The organism is Paraburkholderia sp. RL18-085-BIA-A (genome assembly GCF_046027075.1).
Taxonomy (GTDB): Bacteria; Pseudomonadota; Gammaproteobacteria; order Burkholderiales; family Burkholderiaceae; genus Paraburkholderia.
In genome coordinates, this window is the sequence record NZ_JARESU010000060.1 from 39258 (window position 1) to 54779 (window position 15522).

11 protein-coding genes and 1 pseudogene are annotated in these 15522 nt (G+C 60.6%); 3 read left to right on the plus strand and 9 right to left on the minus strand.

Annotation, left to right across the window (positions count from 1 at the left end; genetic code table 11):
• Positions 1-132 precede the first annotated feature (132 nt).
• Positions 133-5727: a trifunctional serine/threonine-protein kinase/ATP-binding protein/sensor histidine kinase gene (locus P0D89_RS30855; protein ID WP_408363388.1), complete on the minus strand. Its 5595-nt coding sequence runs from the start codon at positions 5725-5727 to the stop codon at positions 133-135.
• A 401-nt stretch (positions 5728-6128) separates the two neighbouring features.
• On the opposite strand from P0D89_RS30855, the gene P0D89_RS30860 reads away from it, so the two are divergent.
• Both P0D89_RS30860 and P0D89_RS30865 read left to right on the plus strand, forming a co-directional pair.
• Positions 6129-6785 carry a response regulator transcription factor gene (locus tag P0D89_RS30860; RefSeq protein WP_408377655.1) on the plus strand — a complete coding sequence of 219 codons (657 nt, stop codon included), beginning with the start codon at positions 6129-6131 and terminating at the stop codon, positions 6783-6785.
• A gap of 739 nt (positions 6786-7524) precedes the next feature.
• Complete coding sequence (locus tag P0D89_RS30865; RefSeq protein ID WP_408363384.1) at positions 7525-8073, plus strand: DUF3331 domain-containing protein; 549 nt, start codon at positions 7525-7527, stop codon at positions 8071-8073.
• 167 nt (positions 8074-8240) lie between these two features.
• On the opposite strand, the gene P0D89_RS30870 is transcribed toward P0D89_RS30865, so the two are convergent.
• The 8 genes from P0D89_RS30870 to P0D89_RS30905 form a co-directional block, all read right to left on the minus strand.
• Positions 8241-9245 carry a GlxA family transcriptional regulator gene (locus P0D89_RS30870; protein ID WP_408363382.1) on the minus strand — a complete coding sequence of 335 codons (1005 nt, stop codon included), beginning with the start codon at positions 9243-9245 and terminating at the stop codon, positions 8241-8243.
• A gap of 55 nt (positions 9246-9300) precedes the next feature.
• On the minus strand, positions 9301-10356 hold the full coding sequence (locus P0D89_RS30875; protein WP_408363380.1) for a HoxN/HupN/NixA family nickel/cobalt transporter: 1056 nt from the start codon (positions 10354-10356) through the stop codon (positions 9301-9303).
• 84 nt (positions 10357-10440) lie between these two features.
• Positions 10441-10788 carry a nitrile hydratase accessory protein gene (locus P0D89_RS30880; RefSeq protein WP_408363378.1) on the minus strand — a complete coding sequence of 116 codons (348 nt, stop codon included), beginning with the start codon at positions 10786-10788 and terminating at the stop codon, positions 10441-10443.
• Positions 10789-10790: 2 nt separating this feature from the next.
• Positions 10791-11432 (minus strand): nitrile hydratase subunit alpha, encoded by a 642-nt coding sequence (nthA, locus tag P0D89_RS30885; protein WP_408363376.1) that lies wholly within the window; start codon positions 11430-11432, stop codon positions 10791-10793.
• 31 nt (positions 11433-11463) lie between these two features.
• Positions 11464-12207 carry a nitrile hydratase subunit beta gene (nthB, locus tag P0D89_RS30890; protein WP_408363374.1) on the minus strand — a complete coding sequence of 248 codons (744 nt, stop codon included), beginning with the start codon at positions 12205-12207 and terminating at the stop codon, positions 11464-11466.
• 25 nt (positions 12208-12232) lie between these two features.
• Positions 12233-12736, minus strand: a complete 504-nt coding sequence (locus P0D89_RS30895) for a DUF1097 domain-containing protein (protein WP_408363372.1) — start codon at positions 12734-12736, stop codon at positions 12233-12235.
• 25 nt (positions 12737-12761) lie between these two features.
• Entirely contained in the window at positions 12762-13751 is a 990-nt protein-coding gene (locus P0D89_RS30900) for a CobW family GTP-binding protein (RefSeq protein ID WP_408363370.1), read from the minus strand.
• Between the two features lie 312 nt (positions 13752-14063).
• Complete coding sequence (locus P0D89_RS30905) at positions 14064-14978, minus strand: LysR family transcriptional regulator (RefSeq protein WP_408377657.1); 915 nt, start codon at positions 14976-14978, stop codon at positions 14064-14066.
• A 277-nt stretch (positions 14979-15255) separates the two neighbouring features.
• Here P0D89_RS30905 and P0D89_RS30910 point away from each other — a divergent pair.
• Positions 15256-15522, plus strand: a pseudogene (locus P0D89_RS30910) (NADP-dependent malic enzyme); the annotation flags it as partial.

The window sequence follows — 15522 nt, forward strand, 5'->3', positions numbered from 1 at the left end:
GCTCGCAAACCGCAGCACGGAAATGATACGAATGTATAGACCGTTCGAGAGCGTAGCGTCGATCCGGATGCGTCTCGATCATGCTCGCCAACATTAGCGGTGGTTGCCCGGTATTCCGCACCGGCTTGCCATTCACCACGCGCCGCTGCCAATCCAAGGCAGGCTAAGCCGGAACCTGGCCCCGCGCCCGGCATTGTTGGACGCCGACACCTTTCCTCCGTGGGCTTCGATGATCGAACGGCAGATCGACAATCCCATGCCCATTCCGTCGGCCTTCGTGGTGAAGAAAGCGTCGAACAGCCGATTTGCGTTTTCCGGATCGATGCCCGGACCGGAGTCCTGTACAGCGACGACCACGTGCCCATCGTCATCCCGATGGGACTCGATAAGTAGTTCACGTGGGTCGTCGCCGATGTCGGCCATGGCCTGGATCCCGTTGATGACCAGGTTAATCAGCACTTGCTGAAGCTGGACCCGATCGCCGAGCAGCGGAGGCAAGTCGGAGGCAAGCTTGAGGCGCAACGAAACCCGATGATTCAAGAGTTCGCGCTGAACCAGCGATACAACGTCATTGATCACATCGTTGAGTTCGAGCTGTGTCTTCCGCGGGGCAGCCTTCCTGGTGAGCGTGCGGATACGCCGGACAATTTCGCTCGCGCGCCTACCTTCGCCGATCATATGCTGCACACAGGCCCGCACCTCTTCCGGCTGCGGATTGCTGTGGCCGAGCCATCGCAGGCAGGCTTCGCCACTGGTCACGATCGCACCGAGCGGTTGGCCTACTTCGTGGGCGATGGATGCACTCAGTTCCCCAAGCGTTGTTACGCGAGTTGCATGAGCCAGTTCCACCTGCAACGCTTGCAACTGCTCATCTGCTCGTTCGGCGGCGCTCCGTCGCGCCGCGAGTTCCGCCTCGGCCTCCTTCTGTCCGGTCAGGTCGAGCACGAACGCTACGCCGTTTTCCTCCGAGCCCTCCATAAGCGCGCCGCCGACCAGCACCGGGATGCGACTGCCGTCCTTGCGGATATATTCCTTCTCATAGGGCTGGGAACTCCCGCGCTGCCGTAATTCTTCAACCGCCCGCGCGTCGGCGGCGCGATATTCCGGAGGCGTCATGGTGGCCCATTGGACCTGGCCGGACAGCAGATCTTGTCGCGAATAGCCGACGATCCGAAGAAACGCATCGTTCGCGTCGGTGGCGATACCGGCCACGTTCCAGAAGAACACTCCGATGATGTTCGACTCGACCAGCCGTCGGATGCGTGCTTCGCGCACCCGTAACTCCTCCTCGGCCAGCTTGCGCTCGCTGTTCTCCCGCTGCAGATCGGCATAGAGCAACGCGTTCTCCAGCGAGATCGCAGCCTGGGAGGCCAGCAGTTCCAGCACGGTCACGCGTTCGGGCGTGAAAGCATGCGTGGCCAGGTTGTTCTCCAGATACAGCAGGCCGATCAACGCAGAGCGCCGCATGATCGGCAGGCACAACACCGACTTCGGCCGCCGGCGGGCGAAGTAGTCGTCTGCCGCAAAAGGATTCGATTGCATCGCATCCGTCAGCAATACCCGCTCCTGGCAGCGGCGCACGTAGTTCGTGATGGACGCGGGCAGCGCCGATTCGCGTATGGACGATTCCGGCAACGCTCGTGCGGTCGGCGCGTGGCCCAGATGGCGCCGTACCTGGATCGTCTGCTGCTCGACGCTCGCTTCGGCCGCGAGGACCAGGCTGTCGTTGCGTGCGAGCAGCAAATGGCAGGTCTGCGCCCCGGCATTTTCAAGCAGGATGTGCATCAGCGTATCGACGAGATCCTCGAGCACGATCTGCCCAGAGATGGCTTGCGACGCTTTCGTGACCGACAGCAGATCCAGTTGTGCAACGTTGCCGAACGCAGTCGCGGCCGAAGCCGGAGCTTCGCGCAGTTGCGGCGCGCGCGCGTCGATCTGCCTGACCTTGCCGTCGGCGCCCCAGCGCGCAAAGCAGTCACGCGCCTTTCGTATATATGTGTCGGCAATTGTTTCGAATCCACGCGTGCGGTAGAACGCCGAGGCGCGCTCATAAGCGATTGCCTCGTTCTGGACGAAGTCATGCTCGCGTGCCGATCGAATGGCCTGTTCGTACAGCCGCATGGCGTCGGAGTCGTGCCCCTCGAGTCGGGCAATCTCCGCGGCTATCAGCGCGCTGCGGTCCGCGAAATTCTCGGGGCAATTGTTCGCCCACGTCTCAAGCTGCCTATGGTGAACGGACAACGCCTCCAGATGCCTCGCTCGTTCGTCAGCCGATACCGAATCGCAGTGCGCTGCGCGCGCCAGCGCGTCATAGTAATGATATTCCGCCACCTCGAAGCAGAATGGCGTCGTCCACAGCAACAACTCAGCATTCGATGCGGCCGCAATGGCGCAAGGGTAGTCACCTGCGTGGAAACGCGCTTGCAACTTGCGAATCCAATACCAGCAAGTGACGAGTGCCAGCCCAGGATCTGCGCCCAAATGCTGCTCGAACTGCTCTTCATCGAATGCAGCATCGTTGAAGGAGCCAAAATCGGGAGTCACGCCGCGGAGTACTTTCATCAGCCTGAGTTGCGTAGTCATGACGTCGGCGACGAATTCGAACCGCATTTTGTGTGCGAGCTCGAAGCCGCTTTCGGCTTCTCGCTGCACGTCGCCGAGCGGATCTCCGGCACCTAGAAGATTGGTGATCAGGTTGTTGCTGCAATAGCCCGAAAACGTCAGGTCGCCGGTTTGGTTGGCCGTGTCAAAGGCGAGCCGCAGTAGGGCCCGACCTGAACGTATAGGCCTCGTCCAGGGAATGATGAAGGCGCCAAAGCACGCGTAGACGCGGGCTTTGAAGCGATCCATCCCGTGCTTCTCGACAAGTTCGACGCCAAGCTTGCCGAACCGGAACCCGGCCTCGTAATCGCCGAATTGCGGCCCGAGGGTCATGCCGAGCATGACATAAGCGAATCCCGACCCGTCGCTGTTTCCATGTTCGAGGCTCAGATTCGCCATGCGGCCGGCGGTCAGACAATACAGGTTCATGTCGGTGGCATGGGCCGGCGGCTGGACGGCAGTTAGCACGTCCAGCGTGGCGCGGCAGACGGGATCGGTCATCAAAGGCAAATCGAGAAGCTGCTCGATAGCGCGGTTACCCATCCGTTGCCACAATCGCTCGTACTCCTGTTGCACCTCCTCCTTGCGCGGGTGCGCCGACCACGTGACGCCGACGGCACGGAGATATTCGAGGCTCACTTCAACCGCACGGTCGGCCTGTCCCGCGTTCATATAAAGCGACATGCGCAGACATGCGACGGCGGCCTTGTCGATGAGGTTCGCGGCACCGTGTGAAAGCATCGACAGTCGTTGTTCCGCCGTCGTCAGGTAGCCGTTCAGGAATTCGCATTCGGCACGCTGAAAGTCGAGCGAGAAGGTGAGCGCATCGTGCCGGTTCGTACCATCCTCTGCCGCCAGTGCGTGGCCGGCAGTGAAGTAGGCCAGTGCCGATGCGTAAGCCGTCGCTGCCTTGGCACGCATGCCAGCGGTGAGATTAAGTTTAGCTACGCGCTCGCGCTCCTCCCGTGCCGTGATCAGTGCGGCGCCCCGGTTGAACTGGTTCGCCACATCGAACAGATGCTCGGCGAGCTCGTTGGCCGTCATGCTCGAGAGGAGCACGCGGCCGATGCGCAGGTGTACTTCACTGCGGCGTTCTTCGGGAGTCAGCGAATATGCCGCTTGCTGGATCCGGTCGTGCAGGAATTTAGCGCTGCCGTGGGTGCGTAAGATCAAATTTTCGCGCACCGCAGGCGCAAGGTGTTGCTCAACCTCGGCGTGGCCGCTGACCAGCGCGAGCATCCGCAGGTCGAACTTGTTGCCGAGGCAGGCGGCTAATTGCAGCGCTTGCTGTGCCGGGATCGGCAGTTGCCGTAACTTGCCCAACATCAGATCGACGACGTTGTCGGCAAAGTCTTTCGCTTTGATCTGTTCAAGGTCCCAGCGCCATGCCTGGATCTGTGCATCACGCCGTAGCAACCCCTCCTTGTGTAGCGCATCCAGGAACTGAATGAAGAAGAACGGGTTGCTCTCGGTGCGCTCGCAAATGAGCTGTGTGAGCGGCTCGCAGGACGCGGGTGGCGCATGTAGCGTGTCGGCCACCAGCTGGTTCAGATGCGCGGCGGACAACGGCGCGAGCCGGATGTCGACCAGGGGCGTGCCACTGTGATGAATCGCACCGAGGCTCTTCATAAGCGGATGGGTCCCATTCACTTCGTTGTCGCGATAGGCGCCGATCAGCAGCAGATAACGGGTATCCGGGTGGGTGAGCAAGTGCTCGACGAGCGCCAGGCTGGCTGCGTCGATCCACTGCAGGTCGTCCAGGAAGAGGACTAGCGGGTGTGCCTTGCTCGTGAACACTGTCACGAATTGCCGGAAGACCAGGCGGAACCGGTTTTGAGCCTCCGTCGGCGGCAGCGCCGGTACCGGAGCTTGCGCGCCGATGATCAACTCGACTTTGGGCAGCACATCGAGAATGAGCTGGCCATTGACCCCGAGCGCAGCCTGCAGTTGTTGCCGCCAGCCAGCGAGGCGTGCAGCACTTTCGGCCAGCAGTTGCTGCACCAACTCGCCAAACGCTTGCGTCAGTGTGGCGTAGGGGATGTCTCGCTGGTACTGATCGAACTTCCCTGAAATGAAGGAGCCGCGTTTCGCGACAATCGGCTTGCGCAAGGCGTCGACCAGCGCCGACTTGCCGATGCCCGAGTACCCGGATACGGTCGCAAGCGCCGCCCGGCCGGTGGACGCCATGAGTTCGAATACACCGAGGAGCGTATTTGATTCCTGATCGCGCCCGTACAGTCTGTGTGGAATCTGGAAGCGATCCGATAGATCATCCGTGCCGAGCCGGAACGGCTCGATCCGGCCGGAGGCGCGCCATTGCGTCCGACACCGCTCAAGATCGGATTGCACTCCACGCATGCTTTGATAACGATCCTCCGGTAGTTTGGCGAGCAGTTTCATCACGATGTCCGACACCGGTTCCGGTACCGCGGGCGCGATGTCGCACGGTGGCGGTGGCATGCGGGCGATATGGCAATGCGTCCATTCCAGCGGATCGCTCGCCTGGAACGGCAGTTGACCGGTGAGCATGCGATAGAGCAGCACACCCATCGAATAGCAATCGGTCCGGTAATCCACTGGACGATTCATACGGCCGGTCTGCTCGGGGGACATGTACGCCCACTCGCCCACGGATACGCCAACGTCCTCTGGCGAGACGGTGTGTTCCTGGGTCGTCGCGAGGCTGAAATCCACCAGCAGAATATCGCCCGTTTCTGGCGCGACCAGAATATTGGCCGGCCGCAGATCTCGATGGATGACGTGGGCGGCATTGATGCCGGACAATGCATCGGCCAGATGATGCGCGATGGTCAGGAAGCGAGGCAGGTCCGGGCGTGGGCCGTGGCATAAAACGGTCTCGAGCGATTCGCCTGAGAAGTCTTCCAGAACCGACGCCAGGCGTCCGCGGTCATCGATCAGGCTAAGCGGTTTGGCAATGCCCGCGGCTTTCAACGTTTGAAGGAGCTGGTATTCGCGCTTGAAACGAGCAGATTGGACTGCGCCGGCGTGCTCGAAAAGGAGCTTCAGCAGCACCGGCATCTCATCCGTCAAGCGGCGGGCACGGTAGAGGGCTGAGCCCGCAGTCATGCAGACCCGCTTATTGATCTGACAATTCGCGATAATCATTGCCCCCCCTTGTCCGCCGGCGAGCTGGGCCGACACCTGCACGTTGCATTCCACTGCTAATGGGGCGCAGGCCCGCATGCGTGTTGGCCCAGCCAAAGTGATCAGGTCGCGACTCGCAACGATTTACAATTAGTTTACTCGGTCGCCAATCAGGTGCAGGAGCATTGGCAAGTTGATGAGCGCAAGACAAGACGCCATTAGGGGGACAGCCAACTGGAAAGCGACCGATGGATTCTGAGTGAGTTCGCTGAATTCGTGCCTGGTAAGGAATCCGTGCTGCGAGCTGTCAGGGATCCAGTGACGCGCTCGATAGTGGGGGCGTAAGATAGGTGCATGCCAGCGGAATGCGACCGCATTGGGCTTCGCGAGGTGTCCAGATGACTAGTAGACCGACCCGCCAAATGACGGATGAACCCGAAGCAACTGACGGTTCCGTCATCTACGTTGTCGATGACGACGAGGGAATCCGGCGAGCCCTTGACTTGCTTCTGCGCTCCGTAGGCTTGCGCGTCGAAACGTTCGAGTCCCCGGACGAATTTCTCCGGTTTCCTCACTCCGCGGGACCAAGCTGCCTCATCCTGGACGTGCGGCTCCGCGGGAAAAGCGGCATGGCTTTTCATCAGGAAATCGTTAATACCGGCATGCATATTCCCGTCGTATTCATGACCGGTCATGGAGACATCGAGATGGGGGTGAAGGCAATGAAGGCCGGCGCGCTCGATTTCCTGGCGAAGCCGTTCAAAGACCAGGATATGCTCGACGCAGTTGCTCAGGCCTTGGCGCAAGACAGCGAGCGGCTCGCGGCGGAAGCCGCGTTAGCTGACCTGCGCACTTCGTACCAGTCTCTTTCGCCGCGCGAGAAAGAGGTGATGGGCTTTGTCCTGTCCGGTCTCCTGAACAAGCAGATCGCCTCTGAGATGAACCTGAGCGAGATCACGGTCAAGGTCCACCGGGGACAGATGATGCGAAAAATGAATGCGCGCTCAATGCCGGACCTTGTCCGCAAGGCCGAATCGCTTGGTATCAAGCCTTGTCTGCCCGACGGCCGTCATCGCTGAGCGCCATCGTACGCGCGCGCTTCCGCAAACCGTTCGCGCGGGTTACGGTGCAGTGTCGACAAGGCATCGAGCCCGACGCCATTGATCGCTGGTCGTTGCAATACCATGAGCCACCTCACAAGCCAAGCTCCGATCTTCCGTAAGCGCCGGCGCCAGCGAAGCCGTGCTGCCTGCAGCATTGAGCAAAGGTCCGATCTCAGGCGCTGAGCGGTCATCAAGACTGTGTCGGCGTTCATTTCCAGATGGCCGCTCTGGTTGCTTGCGTTTGCCGCTCAACGGGAGATTCTCCTCACAGGGCAAGCTCAGTGAAGTCTCCTTGCCGTGCTTATACGTCCGTATAAGCGGGTTACCCCAATGCGGCATCGGCATATCCAACCGTAGAGTAGACTCGCCCTCCGGCTAGACCTACCCTTCTCTCATCGCGACACGCTTTCTGTTATTGCAGCGCAAGGCTCGCGGTTCGGCACGACGACCACATGGCACTTTCGGATGGCCGCCCGACCGGTTCCCTTCTTAATGTCTCCAAGGAAACACCGTGTCACATGTTCTACGTAGCTGGATCCATATCGGAAGCAACGCCTATAACGAGTACACGTTCGTGCCGTGGCTTGGCAGGACCATTTATCGCCGTACAGTCGACTTCTCCATCATATGCATGCAGTAGCCGCAAGTCGGGAGTTGTTCGACCTCTAAGGTTGTTCGCGGCTGCTTCATTATTTGATAAGGATGGCAAACGATCGTGAACGTTGAATCCAATACCAATTCTGACCTCCTGTCAGAAAATGAATCTTGTCATGAACCTGCTTTCCCTGCATTGTCCTCGTCCCACCATCCATCATCGCGTCGACCGGACCGACTCACTTCGACGCCCGAGGTTCGAGACCCGTGGGCGACGACGCCGCTCGCAGGCATCGATCGTTTTTTTTCTCCGCCAGACCCGATGTGGAATCCTCCGGACCTGTCCGGTCGGTCCCGCCAGGATGGCAAACCGCTCAATTCGCGTGAGTCGGACAGGGATGACGTGCGCACCTATACGGTGACGGTAGTGGAGGAACTGCCCAACTCACTCTTCGCGTTGCGCTGGCATGATCCGACGCTTTGCAACTACGAGGAGCAAGTCTGGACACCATGCCGCGCTCCCGCGGCGGGGCGTTGCGCCCTGTCTGGCGTGCACATCAGCAAGGGCGACCCGGTCTACCGTCCCCGAATCCGCGGACGGTTCATCCCACTTAACCGCGATGCGGTGATTCTGGCCAGCGAGCTGATCAAGGCCAGCACACGCGCCTGAGACGCGGTGGCGTTAACATATGTTCAATCAAGCTCACCAGTCAAGCATCGTTAGGGCACTGGCACCTCTCAAGGTGCGTTCCACCGTTTGGCCACAAGCGGTTCTACGTGAAACCAGGGCGCGTATCGAGGATCGCGTGCAATTCGCGCGATTCGCGATCGCTATCGTCAACGATGACGGAGAGCAGCAGCCCCGTCGTTCACCGGATCACCGGAGCGAAAGCGCTGCCGGTATTCGGCGGGACTGATCTGAAGCCGACGGCTGAAAGTACGCCGAAGTGTATCCGCGCTCTCGAAGCCGCAACGCTTCGCGATTTCGCCGATCGGGTGGCGGGTGCTCTCGAGGTAGCGGCGCGCGGCGTCGATGCGCGCGTCGTTCAGGAATGCGATCAGACTGACGCCGCATTCCTTGGTGAAGATGCGGGACAGATTGCGCGGACTCATTTTGAGCCGGCGCGCAAGCGACGTGGTCGTATGGTTCAGATGCAGATTGTCGAGCAGGTACTGCTGAATTGACTGGATCTGGGAATCGCTGGCGGCCTGGGTTTCCAGCAGCGGGCTGAACTGCGATTGGCCGCCCGCGCGGCGCACGTACACGACCAGATACTTCGCGACGTCGAGCGCCATTTTCTTGCCGAAGTCCTCTTCGATCATGACCAGCGCGAGATCGATGCCGGCGGTCACGCCTGCGGTCGTGTAGAGGCCGCTGTCTTTTACATAGATCTGGTCGGGTTCGACCTTCACCTTCGGAAACATCGACGAAAGTCGCGTGGCGTCCATCCAGTGTGTCGTGACCGTGCGGTTATCGATCATGCCGGCGGCGCCGAAGGCAAAAACGCCGTTGCAGATAGCGGCGATCCGCCTGGTACTCTTGTGCTGCTTCACGAGCCATTCGCTTAGCGTCGAGTCTTCGAGTACTTCGAATACGCCGAGGCCGCCGGGCACGATCACCGTGTCGAAATGCGGACACGGATCGAAGATGGTCCGGTCCGGCATCACCGTCAGCCCGCTGGACGACAGCACGCTGCCCCGCGTCGTGCCGACCGTCAGCATTTCATATTCGCACGCGCCCTGACTGAGAATGCGGACTTCCGCAAAGGCGTCCTTGGGGCCCGCGATATCGAGCAGCTGGAATCCTGGGAACAGGACCATTCCGACGGTGATCTTGCGCATAGGTGTCAGTCAAAATGGAGCCGAGGCGGGCGCGGCGCATGCCGCATGCGTTGGCCTAGCGGCTTGTCCCGAGTTCGTCGAAGCGCCGGGTCCGGTAAAGCACCATCGATACGATCCAGCTCGCGGCGAAGACACCGATGATGACGTAGCCCAACGTACCGAAGTTGTCGTTCAACGTACCGATAGCATCCCACAGCTTGCCTTCGAGCTTCAAGTGGTCAGAAATCAGGCCCAACGCCTCGATCGTGCCGACCAGCAGCGCAACCGCGACCGACACCAGCGTGATCGTCATGTTGTAGTAGATCTTGCGAATCGGCTTCAGATACGCCCAGCCGTAGGCGCCGAGCATCAGGTGGCCGTCGAGCGTATCGACGAGCGACATCCCCGCGCTGAAGAGTGCCGGGAACACCATCACCGCCCATGGCGAAATGCCGTGCGAAGCCTGCGACGCGGACATGCCGAGCAGGCTCACCTCGGTCGCGGTGTCGAAACCGAGTCCGAACAGAAAGCCAAGTGGGAACATGTGCCAGCTGCGCGCGACGAGCCGAAACATTGGACGAAAGATCCGCGCGAGGAAGCCGCGATCGGCTAGCAACATGTCGAAGTCGTCGTCGACGTAGGCGCCGCCTGCGCGTATGTGACGCCATGCCTGGAAGATCGATTTCAGAATCAGCAGGTTCAGGAACGCGATCGCGAACAGGAAGAGGGTCGATACCGACGTGCTGATCAGTCCACCCAATTCCTTGTATTGGGCAAAGCGCGTGTTCAACACGCTTGCGACTGCTGCGACCGCGAGCGAGGCGATGACGATGATCGTCGAGTGACCGAGCGAGAAGAAAAAGCCCACGGCGACAGGACGTTTCTTATCCTGCATCAGCTTGCGGGTCACATTATCGATCGCGGCAATGTGATCGGCATCGACCGCGTGGCGCAAGCCCAGTCCATAGGCGATCAGCGCGGTGCCGAGCAGGACCGGATGGTCCCAGAACGACACGAACGCCCAGATCCACGCGGCGGCATTAGTCACCAACAGCAGGCCGTAGATGCCGAAGAGCTTGCGCTGGACCTGCGGATCGGATCCGGTGAGTACGTTGGACAGTTGCTTGAGCATGATAGATATCCTGATGAAACTGCGTTACGCGATATGGCGAGCATTCTCGTGCCCTTGCCTCTACGCCGGAAGCAAGGGCGCGGCTCAGTTGCTGGACGGACGCAATGCGCGCAGATTCAGCGACGCCATGTCTGTGGCCGACAGCACCCCGGCCTGCGTCACGGTCTTTTCGAGGGCGAGCAGAAAGCGCTCGTAGTAATCCCACGGCGGCTGCCCCGCGCAGTATCCGTCTTCCCATTCGGCGATCGACGCTATGAGATTCTGACGGAAGTCGTCCCACTCGAAGTGCCCCGCCTTCGATAACGAAAGCGCGAGCCCGAATACCTGCCGTTCCCATGGCTTGTCGAACAGCAGTTTGCCCTGCATGCGCGGCGGAGAGTCCGGATGTCCAAGCATGCTGGCGGCGGCATATTCCTCGAAACGGGTAAACATGATCAGACCGCCAGCCGCGGCGATGCAGAAGGCGAGGGCACCAGCGCCACACCCATCATCGCTTCGGGCGTGACGAGCGTGGCCAGTTCCGCTTCGCTCATGCCTTCGGTGCCGGCGGGCCGCTCCGGAATGACGAACCAGCGGATTTGCGCGCTGCTGTCCCAGACCTTGACTTCCGTATCGTCCGAAACCGGCACGCCAAACTCCTTCAGCACGGCGCGCGGTTCGCGCACGCCGCGCGCGCGGAACACGGGGTCCTTATACCAGTAGGGCGGCAGACCCAGCACGGGCCACGGATAGCAGGAGCAAAGCGTGCAGATGATGAGGTTGTGAACGCCGTCGCCGTTGGCGACGGCGGCCATGTGCTCGCCTTCAGCGCCTTCCATCCCGGCCGGGAAGTCCATTTCCGCGATCGCCTTCGGTGTGTCTTCGACAAGGCGCTCCTTGAACGCCGGATCGATCCACGCGCGCGCCACGATTTTCGCGCCGTTGAACGGTCCGGCCATCGTTTCGAAATGACTGAGCACGGTATCGACCGAGTCGCTGCCCAGCACCCCTTTCTCGATCAGAAGCGCTTCGAGCGCCCGTACCTTGGCTGCGCTCGCGGCCTCGCGGTCGTCGTCGTATTTGAAAAGTTCGGTCATGTTGGTTACGTAGCAGATGGTAGGTGGAGATTCAGTTCGATTCGTCGAGATACGCTTCGTATAGATCGGCGTAGATCGTCGTGTTCGGTTCGCTCTTGTCCTTGCCCCAGATGTCCTCGGCTTTGAATGCAATGCGATAGACGGGCATCGGCTCGCCGATGCCGTCGGGTCCGGTCGAAACGAAGTAGGAGTAGGCACCCGGATAGACGAGGTCGATCACGCCGCGCTTGTTACGCAGGTAGCCCGGCAAACGCGTGTGATCGACGGCAGCCGGATCGGCTATGCACACTGCGGCGCCCGGTTCGAAACGCGGTGCCTGCTTCAGTGCGTTCAGTCCCGAATCGCCTTTTGCAAGGTAGTCGTTGATCTGCGAGGCGATTGCCGGATTCGGCTGCTCAGGCAGCGGCGCATCCGGATGGGCGCGGTAATGCGCGGTCTTCTGCGCGAGTTCGTCGGCCGATACATAACCTTGATCGATGAAGAATTGCGAAATCCCCATCAGCCACTTTTCGTAGTACCGGTATTTGAAGTATTCGAATGGCTGCATGCCTTCGGCGCCGGTGCGCAGGGATGCCCAGGTCCACGTATTCCTGAACGTAGTAGGCAGCGTCGCCACCGGGTACTTTGGCAGCGCGTCCGACAGATGCGTGCTTTCCGCCATCATCACCGTATGGATGCCGAAAATGCGCTTCTCCCACGGCTCGACGAAAACCTGTGTCTCGACATTGACGGGGCCGAGGTTTTCGAGCCCCCCAAGGCTGTGCTGTAGTTTCATGGTGTGCGGTTCCTGGAGGGTGAGGTCAGTTGAGTTGAGGCTGGGGCTTGTGGCTCAGTGCCTCGCCGACCGTTTCGGAGACGATGCCGAATACCGCGCCTGTGACGAGCGCGGCGGCAGCCACCAACGCGGGGTTCTGAATGCCAACGGTGGTAATCGCCTTGCCGGTGGCGACGGTGGTGCCGACCGTCGAAGCGAAGCCCCACACGACGGCCGGCAGCACATTGAGCAGCTTCAGTTTCGACATCTGCACCATCGCCGCACTCCCGGCACCGACGCAAATCGCTGCGACGAGAGGCGTCGGGCCGGCATTGGCGATCGCCAGCAGCGCGAGCGACGCGATGACGAGGCCGGTGAGATTCGATGCGACGCTCTGCACGAAGCCGCGCGGACCGCCGCCGACCACGAAGAACGAAGCCCACGCGATAAAGGTGACCCAAACTGGGACTGGAAACACCGTTGCCGTGACGTAGGTGTCGACGACGGCGAGCACGCCGATACTCACGGTAAGCGCATCAGTCTTCTTCATTGCAGAATCCTCGAGGTAGGTTGGGCTAGTGGATACAGCTGAGAAACGATTCGTGCAGTTGCGAAAAATTCAGATCGCGGCCTATGAACACGACCTTGTTCTCGCGCGGCTCGTCCTTGCGCCATGCGCGTCCGGGTTGGGCTTCCAGCAACATATGCACGCTATGGAAATGGAACTGCCGCGCTTCGGCGTGGAAGTTGAGAACCCCTTTCATCCGCATCAGTTGCTGGCCTTGCTGCTGCACGAGTTCGTTGATCCAACGGCTAAAGCGCGTCGCATCGAGGTCGCCCTTTTCGACCAGCGCGCAAGATTGAATCGACGTGTCGTGTTCGTGGTCGTGAGCGCCTTCGTCGAGCAGATCGGGCTCGATCGCAAGCAGCGTGGGGAGCGAGAAGCGGCGCATACCCAGCAGCGCGTCCGCGCGGATCTGCGAGCGGGTCGAGGTGATGATGGCGGCGGTTGGATTCAATGAACGGATCGTTCGCTCGACGGCGATAAGCTCGTCTTCCGTGATCAGGTCGAGCTTGTTGATCAGAATGACGTCGGCGAAGGCCACCTGTTCGCGCGCAATGTCGTCATCGAGTTGGCGGCGCAGATGCAGTGCGTCGACCACGGTGACGACCGATTCGAGATCCACGGCTTCGCGCAGGTCGGGATCGGCGAGGAACGTTTGCAGGACCGGTGCCGGATCGGCGAGTCCGGATGTCTCGACGATCAGTCGCTGCATGGGCGCCGCACCGGTCTGCGGGCGCGTCAGCAGCGCTTTGACACTGTCGACGAGGTCCGCGCGCACCGTGCAGCACACGCAGCCGTTATTGATTTCGACGAGCGCCTGTTGTTCGGCGACGATCAGTTGTCCGTCGATGCCGACTTCGCCGAATTCGTTGACGACCACGCCGATCGATCCCGGCGCGCTTTGCTGCAGCAACTGATTGACGAGGGTGGTCTTACCCGCGCCGAGAAACCCGGAGATGACGGTGACGGGAAGCTTGCGCGGTGTGGGTGTGCGATTCATGAGAGAGTCCGTTGCTGATCGAGACTGACTCAATAGAGCGAGTACCGGACCTGTCGCCGCCATCCGTCTGTGCCGGAAATCAGCTTGTCTTGAATGCACTGAAAATGTGGCGGTTTTTGTCCGAGACGGACAATGAGGACAAAATGGCGCGATGACGTGGCATGAATCCGATGCCAAGCGCTGGTGCAGGTGTGAGATTCGATGCCCCGCGACGGTGCGCAATGCTCCGTGAATATGCGGCGAGGTGGAGACGACCACCTGGAAAAACTCGATTGAAAGCGCGCACTTCGCAACAACCGACTGTGCCTATGGCTATGCCGCTCCCGTCGGGACCGGGGTGCGGAAATGCTCGGCCAGAAACTCGATGAACGCTCTCGCACGAATGGTCTGATTGCTTCGGCTTGGATAGTAGACGTACAGATCCGCCGACGGCAGCACGAATTCAGGCAGCACCACCTTCAGCCTGCCGCTCTGCAGGTACTTGGCCAGATCCCACTCCGAACGAATCGCAATCCCGTGACCGTCCAACGCCCATCCGAGCACGATATCGCCGTCGTTGCTCGACAGCATCCCGTGCACCTTCACGACTTCGCTCTGTTCGCCGTGCATGAAGCGCCAGATGCCGTAGGCATCGTCGTTCTGCCGATGGATGATGCAGCGGTGATCGCTGAGATCGTGAAGGCTGGACGGTGTGCCATGTCGCTTCAGATAGCCGGGCGAGGCGCACAGCAAACGCCGGTTGGACATCACACGTCGCGCGTTGAGGCGTTTGTCGGGCGGCAAGCCAAACCGGATTGCCAGATCAAAGCCGCTTTCGACCAGATCGATTGGCCTGTCAGTCACTTCAACCTGCACCGTGACATCCGGGTGGCGCTTCGCGAATGCGGAGACGATCGGCGCGATCGCCGTGCGACCGAAGCCGAGTGTAGCGTTCACGCGTAACAGGCCGCGTGGTGTCGAGCGGCCGCTCGACACCACGTCTTCCATTTCGCGGACTTCGGCCAGAATCCGTGTCGCGTGCAGCAGATATGTTTGGCCCTCGCTCGTCAAACTGACGCTGCGCGTAGTCCGGTTGACGAGTCGCACGCCGAGCCGGCTTTCCATCTGCACAAGCCGTCTGGTGGCAGCCGGCGGCGTGAGATCGAGCGCTCGGGCTGCCGCCGAGAGGCTGCCGTGGCGCGCGACCAGCACAAAAAACTCAAGATCAGAAGCGATGTCAGTTTTCACTGAAAGTAAATAAACAAGTGATTTGCAGTGAATTCTAAACGTGCATCTCGCGGATAAGCTATGACTTCCCATCTCCCCGTGCATTGACCCACGTGCGATGTCTCAGAAGGCGCCGGAATGAATTGCCCATCAGGCATACGTTCAGTGCCGACAGCAGGGCGATTTACCTCACCCGCGATGTCGATGCGCGCGGGACGGCATCGGCGCTGCAGTCCGCGCACGATGCGATGCCATTGCCTGCGGAGCGTGCCGACCATCGTTTGTGAGTACCACCAGAATGACAAACAAGACCGCCGCACATAACATTCGCGAAGCCGCACTCGATTACCACGAGTTCCCCACCCCAGGGAAACTGGCAATCACCCCGACCAAGCAGATGATCAACCAGCGCGATCTCGCGCTGGCGTACTCGCCGGGCGTTGCGTTCGCGTGCGAGGAAATCGTCGAGAACCCGATGAACGCCGCGCGATTCACCGCGCGCAGCAACCTCGTCGGCGTCGTCACGAACGGCACCGCGGTGCTCGGCCTCGGCAACATCGGTCCA

Excerpts from the sequence above, each read along its gene's own strand:
- nthB (WP_408363374.1), bottom strand. The coding sequence starts at position 12,207 with ATGAAACTACAGCACAGCCTTGGGGGGCTCGAAAACCTCGGCCCCGTC.
- P0D89_RS30855 (WP_408363388.1), bottom strand. The coding sequence starts at position 5,727 with ATGATTATCGCGAATTGTCAGATCAATAAGCGGGTCTGCATGACTGCG.
- P0D89_RS30900 (WP_408363370.1), bottom strand. The coding sequence starts at position 13,751 with ATGAATCGCACACCCACACCGCGCAAGCTTCCCGTCACCGTCATCTCC.
- P0D89_RS30880 (WP_408363378.1), bottom strand. The coding sequence starts at position 10,788 with ATGTTTACCCGTTTCGAGGAATATGCCGCCGCCAGCATGCTTGGACAT.
- P0D89_RS30870 (WP_408363382.1), bottom strand. The coding sequence starts at position 9,245 with ATGCGCAAGATCACCGTCGGAATGGTCCTGTTCCCAGGATTCCAGCTG.
- P0D89_RS30860 (WP_408377655.1), top strand. The coding sequence starts at position 6,129 with ATGACGGATGAACCCGAAGCAACTGACGGTTCCGTCATCTACGTTGTC.
- nthA (WP_408363376.1), bottom strand. The coding sequence starts at position 11,432 with ATGACCGAACTTTTCAAATACGACGACGACCGCGAGGCCGCGAGCGCA.
- P0D89_RS30895 (WP_408363372.1), bottom strand. The coding sequence starts at position 12,736 with ATGAAGAAGACTGATGCGCTTACCGTGAGTATCGGCGTGCTCGCCGTC.
- P0D89_RS30875 (WP_408363380.1), bottom strand. The coding sequence starts at position 10,356 with ATGCTCAAGCAACTGTCCAACGTACTCACCGGATCCGATCCGCAGGTC.